Source organism: Streptomyces sp. NPDC098789, assembly GCF_044759975.1.
Classification (GTDB): domain Bacteria; phylum Actinomycetota; class Actinomycetes; order Streptomycetales; family Streptomycetaceae; genus Streptomyces.
On sequence record NZ_JBIWAJ010000033.1, the window covers coordinates 53,375 to 72,160 of the forward strand.

Annotated in this window: 18 protein-coding genes; 4 read left to right on the plus strand and 14 right to left on the minus strand. The window is 69.3% G+C overall.

Annotated features, from left to right (window positions below; genetic code table 11):
• Window positions 1-1,275 carry an MFS transporter gene (locus ACIQWR_RS39350; protein ID WP_404020306.1) on the minus strand — a complete coding sequence of 425 codons (1,275 nt, stop codon included), beginning with the start codon at window positions 1,273-1,275 and terminating at the stop codon, window positions 1-3.
• Between the two features lie 168 nt (window positions 1,276-1,443).
• On the opposite strand from ACIQWR_RS39350, the gene ACIQWR_RS39355 reads away from it, so the two are divergent.
• Window positions 1,444-2,448 carry a LacI family DNA-binding transcriptional regulator gene (locus tag ACIQWR_RS39355; RefSeq protein ID WP_404020309.1) on the plus strand — a complete coding sequence of 335 codons (1,005 nt, stop codon included), beginning with the start codon at window positions 1,444-1,446 and terminating at the stop codon, window positions 2,446-2,448.
• Window positions 2,449-2,515: 67 nt separating this feature from the next.
• On the opposite strand, the gene prcA is transcribed toward ACIQWR_RS39355, so the two are convergent.
• From prcA to arc, 6 genes are all read right to left on the minus strand, one after another.
• On the minus strand, window positions 2,516-3,283 hold the full coding sequence (gene prcA, locus ACIQWR_RS39360) for a proteasome subunit alpha (RefSeq protein ID WP_399261997.1): 768 nt from the start codon (window positions 3,281-3,283) through the stop codon (window positions 2,516-2,518).
• Between the two features lie 46 nt (window positions 3,284-3,329).
• Window positions 3,330-4,169 carry a proteasome subunit beta gene (prcB, locus tag ACIQWR_RS39365; RefSeq protein WP_404020312.1) on the minus strand — a complete coding sequence of 280 codons (840 nt, stop codon included), beginning with the start codon at window positions 4,167-4,169 and terminating at the stop codon, window positions 3,330-3,332.
• Window positions 4,121-4,633: an endonuclease VII domain-containing protein gene (locus ACIQWR_RS39370; protein ID WP_404020347.1), complete on the minus strand. Its 513-nt coding sequence runs from the start codon at window positions 4,631-4,633 to the stop codon at window positions 4,121-4,123. Before ACIQWR_RS39370 ends, prcB begins: the two co-directional genes overlap by 49 nt.
• Before the next feature lie 117 nt (window positions 4,634-4,750).
• Window positions 4,751-4,963 carry a ubiquitin-like protein Pup gene (locus ACIQWR_RS39375; RefSeq protein ID WP_354383626.1) on the minus strand — a complete coding sequence of 71 codons (213 nt, stop codon included), beginning with the start codon at window positions 4,961-4,963 and terminating at the stop codon, window positions 4,751-4,753.
• A gap of 176 nt (window positions 4,964-5,139) precedes the next feature.
• Complete coding sequence (dop, locus tag ACIQWR_RS39380) at window positions 5,140-6,651, minus strand: depupylase/deamidase Dop (protein WP_404020315.1); 1,512 nt, start codon at window positions 6,649-6,651, stop codon at window positions 5,140-5,142.
• A 234-nt stretch (window positions 6,652-6,885) separates the two neighbouring features.
• A complete protein-coding gene (arc, locus tag ACIQWR_RS39385) occupies window positions 6,886-8,652 on the minus strand; it encodes a proteasome ATPase (protein ID WP_404020317.1) in 1,767 nt (588 codons plus the stop codon).
• 264 nt (window positions 8,653-8,916) lie between these two features.
• Here arc and ACIQWR_RS39390 point away from each other — a divergent pair, with 264 nt between their 5' ends.
• Window positions 8,917-9,237, plus strand: coding sequence for a ferredoxin (locus ACIQWR_RS39390; RefSeq protein WP_404020320.1), 321 nt, complete (start codon window positions 8,917-8,919; stop codon window positions 9,235-9,237).
• A 13-nt stretch (window positions 9,238-9,250) separates the two neighbouring features.
• Here the strand turns inward: ACIQWR_RS39390 and ACIQWR_RS39395 are convergent, their stop codons facing one another.
• The 3 genes from ACIQWR_RS39395 to ACIQWR_RS39405 form a co-directional block, all read right to left on the minus strand.
• The gene (locus ACIQWR_RS39395) at window positions 9,251-9,850 is read right to left on the minus strand and encodes a hypothetical protein (protein WP_404020322.1); all 600 of its coding nucleotides are present in this window, start codon (window positions 9,848-9,850) and stop codon (window positions 9,251-9,253) included.
• Window positions 9,851-10,059: 209 nt separating this feature from the next.
• A complete protein-coding gene (locus ACIQWR_RS39400) occupies window positions 10,060-10,998 on the minus strand; it encodes a tRNA (adenine-N1)-methyltransferase (RefSeq protein ID WP_404020325.1) in 939 nt (312 codons plus the stop codon).
• 18 nt (window positions 10,999-11,016) lie between these two features.
• The gene (locus ACIQWR_RS39405; RefSeq protein WP_385785725.1) at window positions 11,017-12,219 is read right to left on the minus strand and encodes a site-2 protease family protein; all 1,203 of its coding nucleotides are present in this window, start codon (window positions 12,217-12,219) and stop codon (window positions 11,017-11,019) included.
• Window positions 12,220-12,374: 155 nt separating this feature from the next.
• Here ACIQWR_RS39405 and ACIQWR_RS39410 point away from each other — a divergent pair, with 155 nt between their 5' ends.
• Both ACIQWR_RS39410 and ACIQWR_RS39415 read left to right on the plus strand, forming a co-directional pair.
• Entirely contained in the window at window positions 12,375-13,274 is a 900-nt protein-coding gene (locus ACIQWR_RS39410) for a RecB family exonuclease (RefSeq protein ID WP_404020328.1), read from the plus strand.
• A gap of 74 nt (window positions 13,275-13,348) precedes the next feature.
• Complete coding sequence (locus tag ACIQWR_RS39415) at window positions 13,349-14,020, plus strand: response regulator (RefSeq protein WP_404020331.1); 672 nt, start codon at window positions 13,349-13,351, stop codon at window positions 14,018-14,020.
• Between the two features lie 37 nt (window positions 14,021-14,057).
• Here the strand turns inward: ACIQWR_RS39415 and ACIQWR_RS39420 are convergent, their stop codons facing one another.
• From ACIQWR_RS39420 to ACIQWR_RS39435, 4 genes are all read right to left on the minus strand, one after another.
• Complete coding sequence (locus tag ACIQWR_RS39420; RefSeq protein ID WP_404020333.1) at window positions 14,058-15,635, minus strand: ABC transporter substrate-binding protein; 1,578 nt, start codon at window positions 15,633-15,635, stop codon at window positions 14,058-14,060.
• Window positions 15,636-15,713: 78 nt separating this feature from the next.
• Window positions 15,714-17,318: an ABC transporter substrate-binding protein gene (locus ACIQWR_RS39425; RefSeq protein WP_404020336.1), complete on the minus strand. Its 1,605-nt coding sequence runs from the start codon at window positions 17,316-17,318 to the stop codon at window positions 15,714-15,716.
• Between the two features lie 480 nt (window positions 17,319-17,798).
• Window positions 17,799-18,500, minus strand: coding sequence for an HAD family hydrolase (locus ACIQWR_RS39430; protein ID WP_404020339.1), 702 nt, complete (start codon window positions 18,498-18,500; stop codon window positions 17,799-17,801).
• Between the two features lie 112 nt (window positions 18,501-18,612).
• Window positions 18,613-18,786: vitamin B12 dependent-methionine synthase activation domain-containing protein (locus ACIQWR_RS39435; protein ID WP_404020350.1), on the minus strand; the 174-nt coding region annotated here is incomplete at its 5' end.

The window sequence follows — 18,786 nt, forward strand, 5'->3', positions numbered from 1 at the left end:
TTACGCCTTCTGCTGTGTTCTGAAACCGGGTTCGAGAGCGGCGTTCCGATCATTTTCCTCCGATGCCCCGTCAGAAGCCCCCTCGGAGACGCCCGTCGACCGCCCCGACAGCGCGCGCTGAGTCAACGTCAGCACCAGCAGCGCCGCCGCCCCGCCCACGCTCGCCACCGCGAAACCGGACGACGTACCACCCAGCTCCACCGCCGGACCCGCGGCCGCCGTACCCATCGCCGCACCCACCCCGAAGAACGTCACCAACCAGGAGAACGCCTCGGTGACCGTGCCCGACGGCGCGTGCCGGTCCACCACGATGAACGCGCACGCGATGGCCGGCGCCAGGAACACCCCGGCCAACGCCGCCAACGCCGTCATCGCCACCACACCCGGCACCCACATGAGCGGCAGGTAGCAGACCGCCAACAACGCCACCAACACCCGCAGCCGCCGCTCCGGCGCCCCAGCCCAGTGCCGCGCCCCGTAGACCACGCCACCGATCAGCGCGCCCAGCCCCAGCGCCGCCATCAACCAGCCGTACACCGCCTGGCCGCCGTGCTCGTCGGCGTACGCCACCCCCGCCACCGTGATCGAACCGAGCGCCGTCCCCACGAAGAAGAACGCGCCCAGCAGCGCCAGCAGCCCCCGCGAACGCAGCGCACCCAACCAGTGCGCCTCCCGCGGCGCGGAGCGCCAGCTCCGCGACGGCTCGCTCACCACGACCGACAGCGCACCCAGCACCCCGATCGCATTGATCACCAACAGCGCCACGGCCGGGTCCCACAGGGCCACGAACAAGGTCACCATCAGCGGCCCGACCGTGAACATGACCTCCTGCGCCACCGCGTCCATCGCGTACGCGGCGTGCACCCGCTCCTCCTTGCCGCCCAGCACCCCCGGCCACAGGGCCCGCAGCCCGCCCTCCAGCGGCGGCGTGAACAGCCCCGCCACCACCACGGCGGCGTACGCCGAAAAGGCCGAACCGGTGCCCGCCAGTGCCAGCCAGACCATGCCGAGCGCCGACACCAGCGCGGCCGGCAACTGGATCCGCGGCTGCCCGAAGAGGTCCACGGCCCGACCCAACAGCGGCTGCCCGACCGCGTTCGCCACGCCGTACACCGCGGCCAGCGCACCCGCGAGGCTGTAGCTGCCGCCCTCGGCCCGGGTGAACAGCACGATGGCGATCGGGGCGGTGCCGTTGGGCAGCCGGCCTATCAGCGTGCCCACGAGCAGCCTCGCCGCGTGCCGGGTCCTGAGCAGCTCCGCGTATCCCGCGGCCATGACCGCCCCTTTCCGCCCGGTTCCAGCCGGGGTAATACGTATAACGTGACAGGTAATACGTACCATGGCGACAGTCCGGGGGTCCACCCCTCGACCCCCGCGACACCCCGCCCCACCACCCCGGCCGGACCCGCACCACCACCGCGCCCACCCACCCCGGAGACCCCCGTGACCCGACCCACCAGCCGCGACGTCGCCCACGCCGCCGGGGTCTCCCAGGCCACCGTCTCCCTCGTCCTCGGCGACAAATGGCGCGGCCGCGTCTCCGAGCGCACCGCCGCCCAGGTCCGCGAGAGCGCCGCCCACCTCGGCTACCGCCCCAACCTCGCCGCCCGCAACCTCCGCCTCGGCAGCACCCGCACCGCCCTCCTCGTCGTCCCCGCCCTCACCAACGAATTCTTCGCCCGCGTCTACACCGGAGCCGCCCGCATCGCCGCCGAGAACGACTTCGGCGTCGTCCTCTACCCCTCCCCCGACGGCACCGGACCCGCCCGCGACCCCTTCGCCTCCGCCAGCGCCGCCCTCGACGGAGTCATCGCCTCCTCCATGGCCGCACACACCCTCGAAGCCATCGGCGGCAACGACCTCCCCCTCGTCATGCTCGACAGCGACCCCACCGCCGGCCGCGCCGCCGCCCACGTCAACCTCGCCATCGCCGACGGCATGCGCCAGGTCACCGAACACCTCCGGGCCCTCGGCCACCGCCGCTTCCTCCACCTCGCCTCCGCCGTCGACACCTGGACCTTCGACGTCCGCGCCAAGGCCCTGAGCCGCCTCCTGGGCCCCGCCGCCGAACTGCGCACCACCAGGTCCGACCTCAGCGTCGACGCCGCCAGAGCCGCCATGGAAGCCGCCCTGACCACCCCCGGGCAGCGACCCACCGCCATCGTCTGCGACGACGACATCCTCGCCGCCGGCGCCTGCAAAGCCGCCCGCCGCCTCGGCCTGCGCGTCCCCGACGACCTCTCCGTCACCGGCTTCGACGACCTCGCCCTCGCCACCGCCGTCGAACCCGAACTCACCACCATCGGCCTCCCCGCCGAACGCGTCGGCGAACACGGCATGAGCGCCCTCCTCGCCGTCCTCGACGGCGCCCCCTGGAACGCCCCCGACCTCCCCGTCCAACTCGTCGTACGCGGCTCCACCGCACCCCCGCCCCCGGACACCCCCTGAACGCACCGGTGCCCCGACCCGCCTCCTCAGAGACGGACCGGGGCACCGGAGCGCACCGCGACGACGCCTACTCGGCCGCCTCGTCCTCGGGGTCCTCGTCGTTCGACACGGCGTCGACCTGCGCCGCCACCGGCACGTCGGCCTCCAACAGGCGCGACAGCTGACGCCCCCGGATCCGCTTGAACTTGCGCTGCTGACCCCGCGTACGGTCCAGCACCGCCACCTCCAACCGGTCCGCCGGGATCTCCCGGTCCGTCCCGTTGGCCTGGCTCGACAGCGCCTGCACGGCCAGCTTCAACGCCTCCGCCAGCGTCATCCCGTCCCGGTGCCGCTGGTCCAGGAACGTACTGATCTGCTCGGCGTTGCCACCGACCGCGACCGAACCGTGCTCGTCCACGATCGACCCGTCGTGCGGCAGCCGGTAGATCTGGTCGCCGGACGCCGTCGCACCCACCTCCGCGACCACCAGCTCCACCTCGTACGGCTTCTCGCCCGCACTGGAGAAGATCGTGCCCAGCGTCTGCGCGTAGACGTTGGCCAACCCGCGGGCCGTCACGTCCTCGCGGTCATAGGTGTAACCGCGCAGGTCCGCGTACCGCACACCGCCGATCCGCAGGTTCTCGTACTCGTTGTACTTGCCGGCCGCCGCGAAACCGATGCGGTCGTAGATCTCGCTGAACTTGTGCAGCGCGCGGGACGGGTTCTCACCGACGAACACAATGCCGTCGGCATACTGCAGCACGACGAGGCTGCGACCGCGGGCGATGCCCTTGCGCGCGTACTCCGCACGGTCCGCCATGGCCTGCTGGGGTGACACATAGAACGGAGTCGACACCGGCTGTCCGTCCCTTTCTTCCGGTCTTCTACAGGGCTACGGATGGTCAGAGCAGAGCGGCGCGCGGCCCGTCGGGCTGCATCAGACGGTGCTCGGTGACCGCGCGGGCCAGCTCCGCCGACTCGTCGTCGGTGAGCCTGCGGAAACCCTCGTCGGTCATCACGGTGACGATCGGGAAGATCCGACGGGCCAGGTCCGGGCCACCGGTCGCCGAGTCGTCGTCCGCGGCGTCGTACAGCGCCTGCACGACCAGCGTCGTGGCCTGCTGCTCCGTCAGATCGTCGCGGTACAGCTTCTTCATGGAGCCCTTGGCGAAGATCGAACCCGAACCGGTGGCGGCGTAGCCGTGCTCCTCGGAGCGCCCGCCCGTCACGTCGTAGGTGAAGATCCGGCCCCGCTCCTTGGCCTCGTCCCAGCCGGCGAACAGCGGGACGACCGCGAGGCCCTGCATGGCCATGCCGAGGTTGCTGCGGATCATGGTGGACAGGCGGTTCGCCTTGCCCTCCAGGGAGAGGGTCGCACCCTCGACCTTCTCGAAGTGCTCCAGCTCCAGCTGGAACAGCTTGACCATCTCCACGGCCAGACCCGCCGTACCCGCGATGCCCACCGCGGAGTACTCGTCGGCCGGGAACACCTTCTCGATGTCGCGCTGGGCGATCATGTTGCCCATCGTCGCCCGCCGGTCACCGGCGAGCACGACCCCGCCGGGGAACGTCGCCGCGACGATCGTCGTCCCGTGCGGCGCCTGCACGATCCCCTCCGGCAGCGTCCGGTTCCCCGGCAGCATCTCGGGCGAGTGCGCGCCCAGGAAGTCCATGAAGGAGGAGGACCCCGGCGTCAGGAAGGCTGCCGGTAGACGCCCTGTGCCGTGATTGTTGGCTTCCACGCGTGTCCCTCCAGGTATGAGATGGCCCGACGCAGAGTGTCGGGATCGTCTCCCAACTTGCCGATGGCCGAATTGCAGTTGAAGCACAGTACGCCTCGGACCCTACCCGTCTCGTGGCAGTGATCCACATGCACGGCCGGAGCCTTTAGGCAGATACAGCAGAGCCCGCCCTGGGCTTCAACCATTTCGTCCCATTGAGCCTCGGTCATGCCGTAGGCACGTTTGAGGTGGCTCGCACGGGCTTCGACCGCACGACACGCTTTGCATCGCGTCGAGAGGCCATCCGACGCCCTCTTATTCCTGTCCCATTCGGAGTACGGCTTGATCTCCCGGCATCGCCGGCAGTATTTGTGGCCTGCCGGCGAGATAACTTTCGGGCGCACGTTCTTACCCTTGGCTACCTGCCGCGCCTGGTGATACTCGGCTGCGCACGGCCTGCAGTAGCACTGCAGGCCGTCGCGCATGGCCCGGTTGGACGCGAAGTCATCGAGAGACTTCACCTCACCGCACCGACCACACCGCTTACCGAGCTCCGACACTCACCCTCCCCGAGGAGTGTCACCTTCGATTCGAAGGTAAAATCACTCCCCACCCTTCTGAACGAAGCTTCGAACGAAATCCTCCGCGTTTTCCTCGAGCACATCATCGATTTCGTCGAGTACCGAGTCGACGTCGTCCGAGAGCTTCTCGTGCCGTTCCTGGACGTCCGAACTCGCCTCGGCGGTCGTCTCCTCGACCTCCTCGGTCGAGCGCGTCGCCTTCTGCTGTCCGCCGCCGGTGTCCTTGGTCGCCATGTCTACCTCACCCCGCTCGGTTCGCACGCTCACGTCGAGAGACCCCGCGAATTCGGGATCCCTCAAGATCAGACCCTACGTCGGACCCTACAAGGAGGGTCCGACATTCGTCCCCGCACTTTCCTTAACAGCCCGTCTTTCTCATGATTCCCGGACCGGAGGCCTTTCAGCCGCGTTCAGCGCCCCGAAAGGACCCGGACCAGGTCCTCCGCCGTGCGGCAGCGGTCCAGGAGCTCCTTGACGTGCGCACGGGTGCCGCGCAGCGGTTCCAGGGTCGGGACCCGCTGGAGCGAGTCGTGGCCCGGCAGGTCGAAGATGACCGAGTCCCAGGAGGCCGCGGCCACGTCGTCGGCGTACTGCTCCAGGCAGCGGCCGCGGAAGTAGGCCCGGGTGTCCTCCGGGGGCTTGCTCTCGGCCCGCTCGACGGCCGGCTCGTCCACCAGTCGCTTGATCTTCCCGCGGGCCACCAGGCGGTTGTACAGGCCCTTGTCGGGGCGGACGTCGGAGTACTGGAGGTCCACCAGGCCGAGCCGCGCCGCGTCCCAGTCGAGTCCGTCGCGCCTGCGGTAGCCCTCCAGGATCTCCCGCTTGGCGATCCAGTCCAGCTCCCCCGCCAGGCTCATCGGGTCGGTCTCCAGCCGGCCCAGCACGTCCTCCCAGCGGGCCAGCACGTCCTTGGTCTGCTCGTCCGCGTCGGAGCCGAACCGCTCGTCGACGTACTTCCGCGCCAGCTCGAAGTACTCCATCTGGAGCTGTACGGCGGTCAGCGTGCGCCCGCTGCGCAGGGTGATGAGCTGGCGCAGGTCCGGGTCGTGGGAGACCTGGTGCAGGGTGCGCACCGGCTGGTCCACGGCCAGGTCGACGGTGATGAACCCGTCCTCGATCATGGAGAGGACCAGGGCGGTGGTGCCGAGCTTGAGGTAGGTGGAGATCTCGGACAGGTTCGCGTCGCCGATGATCACGTGCAGGCGGCGGTACTTCTCGGCGTCCGAGTGCGGCTCGTCGCGGGTGTTGATGATGGGGCGCTTGAGGGTGGTCTCCAGGCCGACCTCGACCTCGAAGTAGTCGGCGCGCTGACTGATCTGGAAGCCGTGTTCGCGGCCGTCCTGCCCGATACCGACCCGGCCGGCGCCGGTGACGACCTGGCGGGAGACGAAGAAGGGCGTCAGGTGGCGCACGATGTCCGAGAAGGGGGTCTCCCGCTTCATCAGGTAGTTCTCGTGCGTGCCGTAGGAGGCGCCCTTGTTGTCGGTGTTGTTCTTGTAGAGGTGGATCGGCTGGGCGCCGGGCAGCTGGGCGGCCCGCTCCGCCGCCTCGGCCATGATCCGTTCGCCGGCCTTGTCCCAGAGGACGGCGTCGCGCGGGTTGGTGATCTCCGGCGAGCTGTACTCGGGGTGCGCGTGGTCGACGTAGAGCCGTGCGCCGTTGGTGAGGATGACGTTGGCGAGGCCGATGTCCTCGTCGGTGAGCTGGCTGTTGTCTGCGGCCTCGCGGGCGAGGTCGAAGCCGCGGGCGTCCCGCAGCGGGTTCTCCTCCTCGAAGTCCCAGCGGGCGCGTCGCGCCCGGTGCATCGCCGCCGCGTAGGCGTTGACGATCTGGGACGAGGTGAGCATGGCATTGGCGTTCGGGTGACCGGGGACGGAGATCCCGTACTCCGTCTCGATCCCCATTACTCGCCGTACGGTCATGCGGCCCTCCTTGCCCGGCGGCGCTTCCGATCGGAAGCGGCGCTCAAGTACCGCTGGTGCTCCGGTGCGTGTGCGGTGCCCGTCCCCGCACAGCGGATGCGGCGGTACGGAAGAGCCTAGAGCGGCTCCGCGCTGGTGGGGAGATCATTTCAATCATTGCCTTGGCCCGGCCGCGGCCGAAAAGCAGTCGGCTGCGGGTGCCCCGGTGGGGGCACCCGCAGCCGCCCCGCTCCGTCAGAGGTACTGACCGGTGTTGGCCACCGTGTCGATGGAGCGTCCGGTGTCCGCGCCCTGCTTCCCGGTGACGAGCGTGCGGATGAATACGATCCGCTCGCCCTTCTTTCCGGAGATGCGGGCCCAGTCGTCCGGGTTCGTGGTGTTGGGCAGGTCCTCGTTCTCCTTGAACTCGTCCACGCACGCCTGGAGGAGGTGGGAGACCCGAAGGCCCTTCTGGTTGTGCTCGAGGAAGGCCTTGATGGCCATCTTCTTCGCACGGTCCACGATGTTCTGGATCATCGCGCCCGAGTTGAAGTCCTTGAAGTAAAGGACTTCCTTGTCGCCGTTGGCGTACGTGACCTCGAGGAAGCGGTTCTCCTCGGACTCGGCGTACATCTGCTCGACGACGGTCTGGATCATGCTGTGGACGGTGCCCGCTCGCGAGTCCTGGTGCTCGGACAGGTCGTCCGTGTGCAGGGGCAGGCTGGCCTTGAGGTACTTCGCGAAGATGTCCTTCGCGGCCTCGGCGTCCGGACGCTCGATCTTGATCTTCACATCGAGACGGCCGGGGCGCAGGATGGCCGGGTCGATCATGTCCTCGCGGTTGGAGGCGCCGATGACGATGACGTTCTCCAGGCCTTCCACACCGTCGATCTCGGCGAGCAGCTGCGGGACGATGGTGTTCTCCACGTCCGAGCTGACTCCGGATCCGCGGGTGCGGAAGAGGGATTCCATCTCGTCGAAGAAGACGATGACGGGGGTGCCCTCGCTCGCCTTCTCCCTGGCACGCTGGAAGACGAGGCGGATGTGCCGCTCGGTCTCGCCGACGTACTTGTTGAGGAGCTCGGGGCCCTTGATGTTGAGGAAGTAGGACTTCCCCGCGGGCTGGCCGGTCACCTCGGCGACCTTCTTGGCCAGGGAATTGGCGACCGCCTTGGCGATCAGCGTCTTTCCGCAGCCGGGCGGGCCGTAGAGCAGGATGCCCTTGGGCGGGCGCAGTTCGTGTTCCTTGAAGAGGTCGGGGTGGAGGTACGGGAGCTCGACCGCGTCGCGGATCAGCTCGATCTGGTCGCCCAGGCCGCCGATCTTCTCGTAGTCGATGTCCGGGACCTCTTCGAGGACGAGGTCCTCGACCTCGCTCTTCGGGACGATCTCGTAGACGTAGCCGGAGCGGGGTTCGAGCAGCAGGGAATCGCCGGGGCGGATGGTGATGTCCAGGAGCGGCTCGGCGAGCCTCACCACCCTTTCCTCGTCGGTGTGCCCGACCACCAGGGCGCGCTCGCCGTCCTCAAGGATCTCCTTGAGGGTGACGATGTCCCCGGCCCGTTCGAACTCCATGGCTTCGACCACGTTGAGGGCCTCGTTGAGCATGACCTCCTGGCCACGCCTGAGGTCCTCGGGGTCGACGCTGGGGCTGACGTTCACGCGGAGCTTGCGGCCCCCCGTGAAGATGTCGACCGTGCCGTCCTCGTTCGATTGAAGGAAGACTCCGAAGCCGGCCGGCGGCTGGGCGAGCCGGTCGACTTCTTCCTTGAGGGCCACGATCTGATCGCGGGCCTCGCGGAGCGTATTGGCGAGCCGCTCGTTCTGCGCGGATACACCGGCCAGATTCGTCTGGAGCTCGACGATCCGCTCTTCGAGAATCCTCGTGTGTCGCGGAGAATCGGCGAGCTTACGTCGCAGGACGGCGATTTCCTGCTCGAGATAGGCAACCTGACCGGCGGGGTCATCAGACCCTCGCCCCGGCCGGATGCCGCGGGTGATGTCATCGTCGTGGGCTGCCACGGTCCTCACCTCCTCCAAGGGGAGCTGGACGCTTCCTGACCCTACCTGGGCTGGTGGTGATTGAAACCCCTAGATCACAAAGACGGTAGGGGTGTGTCCGATCTTCACCCTTGCGTACTCCCTCACGCCAGGGAAATACCCACCCTTCAACATCGGAAAGCAGCCGGTTGTAAGGTCGAACTGTTCAACACCCGTCAGGGCTCGCGCGACTTGCCGCGACGCGTGAACGGAGTGGATCACCGAGGACAGGGAACGGCAGGAGATATGACCGTGCAGCAGGAGGCCCACACGGGTGGTGCCGGCGAGGGCGGCGAGCTGTTGGAGGTCTGGATCGACCAGGACCTCTGCACCGGGGACGGGATCTGCGTCCAGTACGCGCCGGAGGTCTTCGAGCTGGACATCGACGGTCTGGCGTACGTGAAGAGCGGTGAGGACGAACTGCTCCAGGAGGCGGGGGCGACGACTCCGGTTCCGCTGCCGTTGTTGCAGGACGTCGTCGATTCGGCCAAGGAATGCCCGGGCGACTGCATCCACGTGCGGCGGGTTTCGGACAGGGTCGAGGTCTTCGGTCCGGACGCGGATTAACGCCGTACCGGAATCAAACCCGTTTCGCGGCCGAGTCCGTAAGCTCCTGGCTGAATTTTCCGCCGGTCCAGCGCCACTTGGCCTGTTGCTTCAGATCGGGTGCGTAGCGCGGTATTTCCGGTGACGAGTACCCGAGCAGGGTGGCCGTGACCGTGTGGTCGCGCACGGCGAGGTCGGTGACGGTCTTGCGCGCACCGGCTTCGAGGAGGGTCGCGACGACCCTGGGGGTCGCGGCGGCCGCGCCGGCGGCGGGCCCCGTGGTGAGGACGTAGACGGCGTGCGGCGGGGTGCCCGAGCCCGCGTCGCAGCGGACGGCGGCGACGGTTTCCGGGCGGCCGTCCCCGTCGAGGTCGCCCTGTGCGCTGGCGATGACGCGCTGCGGTACGCCGTGGCAGTCGAGCGGGTAGGTCACCGCGGCCGGGTCGGGCGCGGGGGCGGTGGCGGGCCGGGCTTCGGGTCCGGCGACGGCTCGGGGCGCGGAGGCCGCGGCGGGGTCGGGCTGGAGGAAGGCCGCGGCCGCCACGACGGCGCCCAGGGCCACCGCGGTGGCCGTCCAGTGCACCGGTCGGGTGCGGGTGTGGGCCTGGTCCGGGGCGGCGGGGGTGTGCGGCACGCGGTGCGTCTCCTGTGGGGCGGCGCTGACGGGGAGCCAGCATCGTGCCACACCTCACACGGGCGTGGAACGGGCGGGTCCGTCCTGGTGGCCGGTGGGACGGGTGGGGCCCGTGCTTTCTGTGGGTACAACGAAGAGGCGCCGGTGTGCAGTTCCCGCTGGGAGCGGGGAACTGCACACCGGCGCCGGTGCGTTCTGCGGGGTGTCGGTCAGCCGCGCTCGGTGTCGGCGGTGCGCTCGGTCTCGGCGGTGCGCTCGGCGGAGCGGCTGCCGGGGCCGTCGTAGTCCTCGCCGTAGGCGCCCTTGGAGGGGCGGCGGCGGCGCAGCGGGGCTTCGACGCCGTCCGCGAGGCGGCGGGCGGTGACGAGGAAGCCGGTGTGGCCGATCATCCGGTGGTCCGGGCGGACGGCGAGGCCTTCGACGTGCCAGTTGCGGATCATCGATTCCCAGGGCTGCGGTTCGGCGTAGCAGCCGAACTCGCGGATGGACTCGACGGTGCGCGAGAGCTGGGTGGTGGTGGCCACGTAGCAGCAGAGGATGCCGCCGGGGACGAGGGCCTTGGAGACGGCCTCCAGGCATTCCCAGGGGGCGAGCATGTCGAGGATCACGCGGTCGACGTCCGTGTCGGACAGGTTGTCCTGGAGGTCGCCGACGGTGAGCTGCCATGCGGGGTGGGGGCCACCGAAGTAGCGCTCGACGTTCGCGGTGGCGATCTCGGCGAAGTCCGGGCGTCGTTCGTAGCTGTGGAGCATGCCCTGGTCACCGATCGCGCGGAGCAGGAAGCTGCTCAGCGATCCGGAGCCCACTCCCGCTTCGACGACGCGGGCGCCGGGGAAGATGTCGGCGAAGGCCAGGATCTGGCCCGCGTCCTTGGGGTAGACCACGGCGGCGCCGCGGGGCATGGACAGGACGTAGTCGGGGAGCAGGGGGCGCAGCGCGAGGTACGCGACGTTCCCCGTGGTGCGGACAACACTGCCCTCGGGAGCACTGATCAGCTCGTCGTGCGGGAAGGAACCCTTGTGGGTGTGGAAATTCTTCCCGGCTTCGAGCGTGAACGTGTAGTGGCGGCCCTTGGGGTCGGTGAGCTGTACCTGGTCCCCGACCTTGAAGGGCCCGCGTCGGCGGGCGGCACCGGTCGGTTCGGACATGTGACCAGTGTATTGGGTCTAGGACTGGGGCCGTGCCATGGCCTTCACGAAGGCCTTCTCGACGTCGAGGGTGGACAGGACGCCGTAGATCTCGCCGCCTGGTTCGAGGACGAGGTATTCGCTGGCGGGGTGGGCGCGCAGGCGGTCGAGGAGGTCTTCGCCGGAGAGTTCCGCGGAGACCTTCATGCCGTCGGTGAGGTCCTGGGCGAGGCCGCTGACGGCGACCCAGGGGCGTCGGTGTTCGGGGACGGAGGCGATGGCGGTCTCGCGGACGAGGGCGGTGGGGTCGCCGTGGCCGTCGACGACGACGAGGGCGCGGGCTCCGGCGTCGTTGGCGCGGCGGAGGGCCTCGGAGAGGGGGGTGGCGGATTCGACGGGGATGGCGCGCCGGGTGAGGGTGCGGGCGCGCAGCTGCGGCAGGTGTTGGCGCAGGCGGGCCATGCGCAGGCTGTTTCCGGCTCCGGTCCACATGATGCCGGCGAGGATCGCGGCGAGGAGGGCGTTCATGACGGTGTCCATGCCGCCGAGGTCCCGGGTGGGTGTGCCGTCGATGACTCCGGTGCCGGTGAGGAGGGGGAGGCCGAAGAGGACGGCGACGGCGATGGCGCGGCCGACCCAGGCGGCGGCGACGGTGCCGGTCATGGGGTTCTTGGTGAGGGCCCAGATGACGGCGCGGAGCATGCGGCCGCCGTCGAGGGGGAGGCCGGGGAGGAGGTTGAAGGCGGCGACGAGGAGGTTGGAGATCATCAGTCCGGCGAGCAGGACGCCGGGGACGGTGGAGGGTTCGACGGCCTTCATGCCGAGGTAGAAGGCGCCGGCGAGGAGGAGGGAGAGGAGGGGGCCGACGAAGGCGAGGACGAACTCGCGGCCGGGGCTCTCGGATTCCTTCTCGATCTCCGAGACGCCGCCGAAGAACTGGAGCTGGATGCGGCGGACGGGGAGTTTGAAGCGGAGGGCGGCGACGGTGTGCGCGAGTTCGTGGACGAGCACCGAGGCGTAGAAGGCGATCGCGAAGAAGAGCGCGACGAGGTAGCGGGTGGGTCCGAGGTCGGGGAGGACGCGTTCGAGCTGGTTGCCGAAGATCCAGGTGATGAGGGCGGCGACGAGGAACCAGCTGGGCGAGACGTAGACGGGTACGCCGAAGGGTCGGCCCATGAGGATTCCGCCGCCCGGTCCGGGACGGCGACTGGTGCGCTCGCCGGTTTCGTCGCTGTCTGCCACGGTTGTCCTTCGGTCGATCGGCGGCGTCCGTGCGGTCCTGCCGGGGTCGGTGGGGCCGCGCGGTCGCGCGGTGTGATGCTCCGATCATGCAGTGCGAGGGGGGTCGACGTCGATGGTATGCCCGTGCTGTCGGTGGCGGGTCGTAGGGTCTTGGTATGACGACGAGCCCCGGTACCGGTCCGGCCGAAGCAGCCCGGCCCACTTCGCTGTCCCCTTCGCGGGCGAGCGATTTCATGCGGTGCCCGCTGCTGTACCGGTTCCGGGTGATCGACAAGCTGCCGGAGAAGCCGAGTGCGGCGGCGACCCGGGGGACGCTGGTGCACGCGGTGCTGGAGCGGCTCTTCGACCACCCGGCGCAGGAGCGGACGGCGCCGCGGGCGAAGGCCTTGATCCCGGGGCAGTGGGAACGGTTGGTGGAGGCGAAGCCGGAGCTGACCGAGCTGTTCCCGGGGGACGACGGGGGCGTCGGTCTGGCGGGGTGGCTGACGGAGGCCGAGTCGTTGGTGGACCGGTGGTTCACCTTGGAGGATCCGACGCGGCTGGAGCCGGTGGAGCGGGAGTTCTTCGTCGAGACGGAGCTGGATTCGGGGCTGCGGCTGCGGGGGATCATCGACCGTGTGGACGTCGCGCCGACGGGCGAGGTGCGGATCGTCGACTACAAGACGGGCAAGGCGCCGCGGCCGGAGTACGCGGAGGGCGCGCTGTTCCAGATGAAGTTCTACGCGCTGGTGGTGTGGCGGCTCAAGGGGGTGGTGCCGCGGCGGCTCCAGCTGGTGTATCTGGGCAGCGGGGACGTGATCACGTACGACCCGGTGATCGAGGACCTGGAGCGGATGGAGCGCAAGCTGCTGGCGCTGTGGGAGGCGATCAAGGAGGCGACGGAGTCGGGTGACTGGCGGCCGCGGCCGACGAAGTTGTGCGGTTGGTGCGACCACCAGGCGGTGTGTCCGGAGTTCGGTGGCACTCCCCCGGTGTATCCGCTGGAGATCGCCCCCGGCTACCGCCGGGAGGTGCCCCCGGCGCGGTCGGCGGTGGAGCGGTCGGAGGAATCGTGATGGTGGGGGCAGGGCAGAATGGGCGGGGTCCTGCCGTGCTGTCCGAGTGTTGATGCGATTACGAGGGAGACCCTGTGGCGATCCGCGTCCTGCTGGTCGACGACCAGCCACTGCTGCGCACCGGATTCCGGATGATCTTGGAAGCCGAGGGTGATCTCGCGGTCGTGGGCGAGGCCGGGGACGGCCTGCAGGCGATCGACCAGGTGCGGGCGCTCCAGCCCGACGTGGTGCTGATGGACATCCGGATGCCGCGGATGGACGGGGTGGAGGCGACCCGGCAGATCACGGGGCCGGGGCGGGACGGGCCGGCGAAGGTGCTGGTGCTGACCACCTTCGACCTGGACGAGTACGTGGTGGAGGCGCTGCGTGCGGGGGCGAGCGGCTTCCTGTTGAAGGACGCGCCGGCGGTGGAGCTGTTGCAGGCGATCCGGGTGGTGGCGGCGGGCGAGGCGATGCTCGCGCCGAGCATCACGCGCCGGCTGCTGGACAAGTACGCGGGGCACCTGCCGTCGGGGGACTCCCCCGTGCCGAACACGCTGGGCACGCTCACGGAGCGCGAGGTCGAGGTGTTGAAGCTGGTGTCGCGCGGGTTGTCGAACGCGGAGATCGCGGCGGACCTGTTCGTGAGCGAGACCACGGTCAAGACGCACGTGGGTCACGTGCTGACGAAGCTGGGTCTGCGCGACCGGGTCCAGGCCGCCGTGTACGCGTACGAGAGCGGCCTGGTCCGCCCGGGAGCGCAGTGACTCCCTGAGGGCGGGGCGGTCGGGCGGCGGGGGCGGGTCAGCCCTTGCTGATCTCCCAGAAGCGGAAGACCGTGGAGGCGTCGAGGGACCACTGGAGTCCGGCGATGTCGGGGCGGGCGACCGCGTACTGCTTGCTCTGCCACAGGGGGAGGATCGGCACCTCTTCGGCCACGATGTCCTGGAGGCGCGTGAAGTCGGTGGTGGTGGCGGTGCGGTCGGCCTTCGCGGAGGTCGCCGGGATGATGGTCCCGGTGATCTCCTTGTTGTCGTAGTTGTTCACGAGGACGTTGTCCGGGCCGAAGAAGGGCTGCGTGAAGTTGTCGGCGTCGGGGTAGTCCGGCACCCAGCCCTTGACGTAGACGCCGTACTTGCCCGCCTGGATGTCCTTCTCGTACTGCCCGAACTCGACGGACTTGACCTCGGCGTCGAACAGGCCGCTCGCGTTGAGCTGCTTGGCGATCGCCTGGAACTCCTGGTCGGTGGAGGGCCCGTAGCGGGACGGGGTGGACCACAGCGTGAGCTTGATCTTGTCCTTGTAGCCGGCGGCCTTGAGGACGGCCCTGGCCTTGTCGGGCTGGGGGTTGCCGCCGTAGCGGTCGAAGAAGGCCGTGCTGTGGGAGCCGATCCCGGCGGGGACGATGGAGTAGAGCGGGGTCGCGGTGCCGTCGTAGACGTCCTTGACGAGGGCGTCGCGGTCGACGAGGTAGGCGATGGCCTTGCGGACGGGGAGCTTGCCGACGACCGGGTCGTTCATGTTGAAGACGAGGTGTTCGACTTCGGCTCCGGCGCCCTGGACGACGAGGACCTTCTGGTCGCCGGTCTTGGCGGCCATGCCCGCGATGTCCTTGGCGGCGAGGCCGCGGAAGGCGAAGTCGACGTCGCCCGCTTCGAGGGCGGCCTTGAGGGCGCCCTCGTCCTCGTGGAAGAACTTCATGGTGACGCCGGTGTTCTTCGCCTTGGCCTGGCCCGTGTAGGAGCCGTTGACGGAGAAGGCGGCGCTCTTGTTGGAGAAGGAGTCCAGCTTGTAGACGCCGGAGCCGACGGCCTTGCCGTCGGTGCGGAGCTTGTCGGCCGGGTACTCGCGGTGGTCGACGATGGACCCCGCGCCGGACGCGATCTTGCTGGGGAAGGTCGCGTCGGGCGACTTGAGGTGGAAGACGACGGTCTTGTCGTCCGGGGTGTCGATGCGGGTGACCGAGCCGAACATGACGGCGGGGCCGTTCGGGTCGTTGATCTTGAGCGTGCGCTCGAAGGAGTACTTGACGTCCTGCGCGGTGAGGCTGTTGCCGTTGCTGAACTTCAGGCCGGCGCGCAGGGTGCACTTGTAGAGCTTGCTGTCGCTGCCCTCGAAGGCGCAGGACTGGGCGGCGTCCGGTTCGGGGGTGGTGCCGCCCTTGGGGAAGGCCAGCAGCGACTGGAAGACGTTGTTGAAGAGCAGCCAGGAGCCGGGGTCGTAACCCGCCGCCGGGTCCGTCGAGCGCACATCGGTGGATATGCCCATGACCACGCCCTTGCCGTCGCCTGCGGCGGCGCCGTTCTGGGCTCCGCAACCGCTGAGCAGCGCGGCGGCGGTGACCGCCCCTACCGGGGCGACCAGCCACTGGTTACGTCTCATCTCACGAACGTCCTTCACAGTCGAGCTGTTTCGTTGACGCCGGCCCGCGGTCGTCCCGCGGGCCGGTCGCTGTGGTGCTCAGCCGCTGACACCCCGGCCGAGTTCCCACAGCTGCAGGTCCGAGATGGAGTTGACGGACCACTCCACACCGGTGATGCCGTCGCGCGCGGCGACGTACTGCTTGCCCTGCCACAGGGGCAGGACGGGGACGTCGTCGGCGACGATGTCCTGCATCTCCGCGATCGCGGGGGCGGCGACGCTGCGGTCGACGGCGCGGCGCGATTCGGGGATGAGCTTGGAGCGCACCGCGTTGTTGGCGTACGGGGTGCCCAGGAAGTTGTCCTGCTCCAGGAACGGGGCGAGGAAGTTGTCGGCGTCGGAGTAGTCGGGGAACCAGCCGAGGCCGTAGGCGGCGAAGTCGCCCTTCTTCTGCGCGGGGCGGAAGTCGGCCCAGTCGGTGCCCTGGACGGTGACGTCGAAGAGCTGGGTGGAGTTCAGCTGGGCCTTGAGGGCGGCGAACTCTCCGGCGGTGCCGTCGCCGTAGTGGTCGTTGGTGTAGTTCAGCGTCAGCTTGACCGGGGTCTTGATCCCGGCCTCCTTCAGCAGTGCGGCGGCCTTGGCGGTGTTCGCCTCGCCGTACTTGTTGAAGAAGGAGTTGACGTGTCCGTTGACCGTGGTGGGGACCAGCGAGTAGAGCGGGGTCGCGGACTTCCCGTACACCTTGGAGATGATCGCGTTGCGGTCGACCGCGGCGGCGAGGGCCTGGCGGACGGCCTTGTCCTTGACGACCGGGGCCTCGGTGTTGAAGGCGATGTAGCGGATTTCCAGGCCGGGCATCGGGACGAGCTTGACGCCCTTGGGCGGCTTGGCGGCGAAGTCCTGGATCTGGGCGGGCGACAGGGTGCGCGAGAGCATCTGGATCGAGCCGTCGGTGAGGGCCTTGCCCATCGCGGCGGAGTCGGTGAAGGTGCGCAGTTCGACCTTGTCGTTCTGCAGCTTGATGTCGCCCTTGTAGTTCGGGTTCTTGCTGAAGACGGCCCGGACGAGGTGGTTGTCCTTGACTTCGGCCTTCATCGTGTACGGGCCGGAGCCGTCGACGTCGAAGCCGTCGCGGAGCTTCTTGCCGTCGTACATCTTCTGGTTGACGATGCCGGTGGCGGGCGTCGACAGCTTGTACGGGAAGGTGGCGTCCGGGGTCTTCAGGTGGAAGACGACGGTGTCCGCGCCCTTGGTCTCGACGGTGTCGAGGGTGGAGAGCAGGGAGACCGGGCCGTTCTCGTCCTTGATGGCGAGGACGCGCTCGATGGAGAACTTGACGTCCTTCGCGGTGAGCGGGTCGCCGTTGGCGAACTTCATCCCGGGGCGCAGGGTGCAGCGGTAGCTCTCGTTGCCCGCGTCGGTGAAGCGGCAGTCGGAGGCCGCTTCGGGGACGGGCTGGCCGCCGCCGCGCGGGGTGTGCATCAGGGTCTGGACGGTCTGGCGCAGTACGTTCCAGGTCCCGGCGTCGTAGGCGTACGCCGGGTCGAACGGGGCGGGCACCGTGTCGGCGGCCTCGAACCGATCGGTGGTGCCGACGACGATCGCTCCTGTGCCCGCTCCGGTTCCGCTGGTGCTGCCGCAGGCGGTCAGCGCGGGGGTGAGCAGGCCGGCCGCGGCCGTCAGCACCATGGTCTTGCGGTTCATCCTCGAAAAACTCCCTCAACCCGGCACTTGTTCACAGCGGTGAAAAGGGCACTGCGCGGCGTCGCCCGTTCAGGGCGGAACGATCGGGCCGGTGGTGTGACGATCGGTCCGCGCGACCCCGGCACAAGGGTGTGTGCGCGGGGCGGCTGCGGTGCGGCGGCAGGTCCCGCGACGACATTAGTGGGCCCGGAAGGGGTGGCTTGAACGGGTCGCGGCGGGGGTGTATTCGCACCGTGATGGGAGGAGTACGCCTGCTCACACCGAAGTCCGCGCGGATTCGGTCAGGAGCTGATCAATCGGGACACAAAGGAAGCCCATGGGCGCTCTGGGCATGGCCGGGGGCAGCCGCCCCGGTGACAAAGGTCACCCGGGCAACTGCCCCGGCAAGGATGGAATTTCGGCCTCCGGGGCTCCGTACCGGACGGTCTGCGGTGGGACCTCGGTCCCACCGTCATTCTGTTCGGAACCCTGAGTGCGCGATCAGTTCATCGGAGTGATGAGGGACCGCAGGAAGCGGAGGTCCACGTCCTCCAGCGAGCGGACGACGGTACGGCCCGGGGCGGGCGGGATCAGGCCCACGGACGGTACGGCGACCACCCGACAGCCGGCGGCCTCGGCGGAGGCGACCCCGGTCGCGGTGTCCTCGACCACGGCGCAGCGCGAGGGGTGGGCGCCGAGGGCGCGGGCGGCGATCAGGTACGGGTCGGGGTGGGGCTTGGTCCGCGGTACCTCGTCGCCGGCGATGCTGATGGCGAAGCGCTCGGGGCCCAGCGAACGCAGGACCCGGTCGATGACCCGGCGGTGCGAGGCGGAGACGAGGGCGGTGGGGACGTTGTGCCGGGCCAGCTCGGACAGCAGCCGCTCGGCGCCCGGCATCATGGGCACCGCGTCGGCGATGCGGGCCTCGAAGCGTTCGTTGAGGAGGACGGAGAGCTCGGCGACGCCGATGGCCGCGCCGGTGGATTCGATCAGGAAGGCGGCGCTGCGGCTCATGGGGCCGCCGACGACGACGTCACGCCAGGATTCGTCAAGTCGGTGGCCGAGTTCGCCGAAGATCTCGACCTCGACGTCCCACCAGAACCCCTCGGTGTCGACGAGGGTGCCGTCCATGTCGAGCAGCACCGCCTGCAGGGCGTGTCCGTCGGCCGTACGGGCTACGGGCGCGGGAACGGTGCTGGTCATCCGGCACACCTCTCTGTAGGGACGAGAAGGCCGGTCACCTCTTCCCCGCGGGCATGCCCGGGGGAACAGGCGACCGGCCTGTATGGGACCGACAAGTGTACGTCGGTCCGCGTCAGCGTGCGTTGAAGTACTTCGCTTCGGGGTGGTGGATGACGATGGCGTCGGTGGACTGTTCGGGGTGGAGCTGGAATTCCTCGGAGAGGTGGACGCCGATCCGTTCGGGCTGGAGGAGGTCGGCGATCTTGGCGCGGTCCTCCAGGTCGGGGCAGGCGCCGTAGCCGAGGGA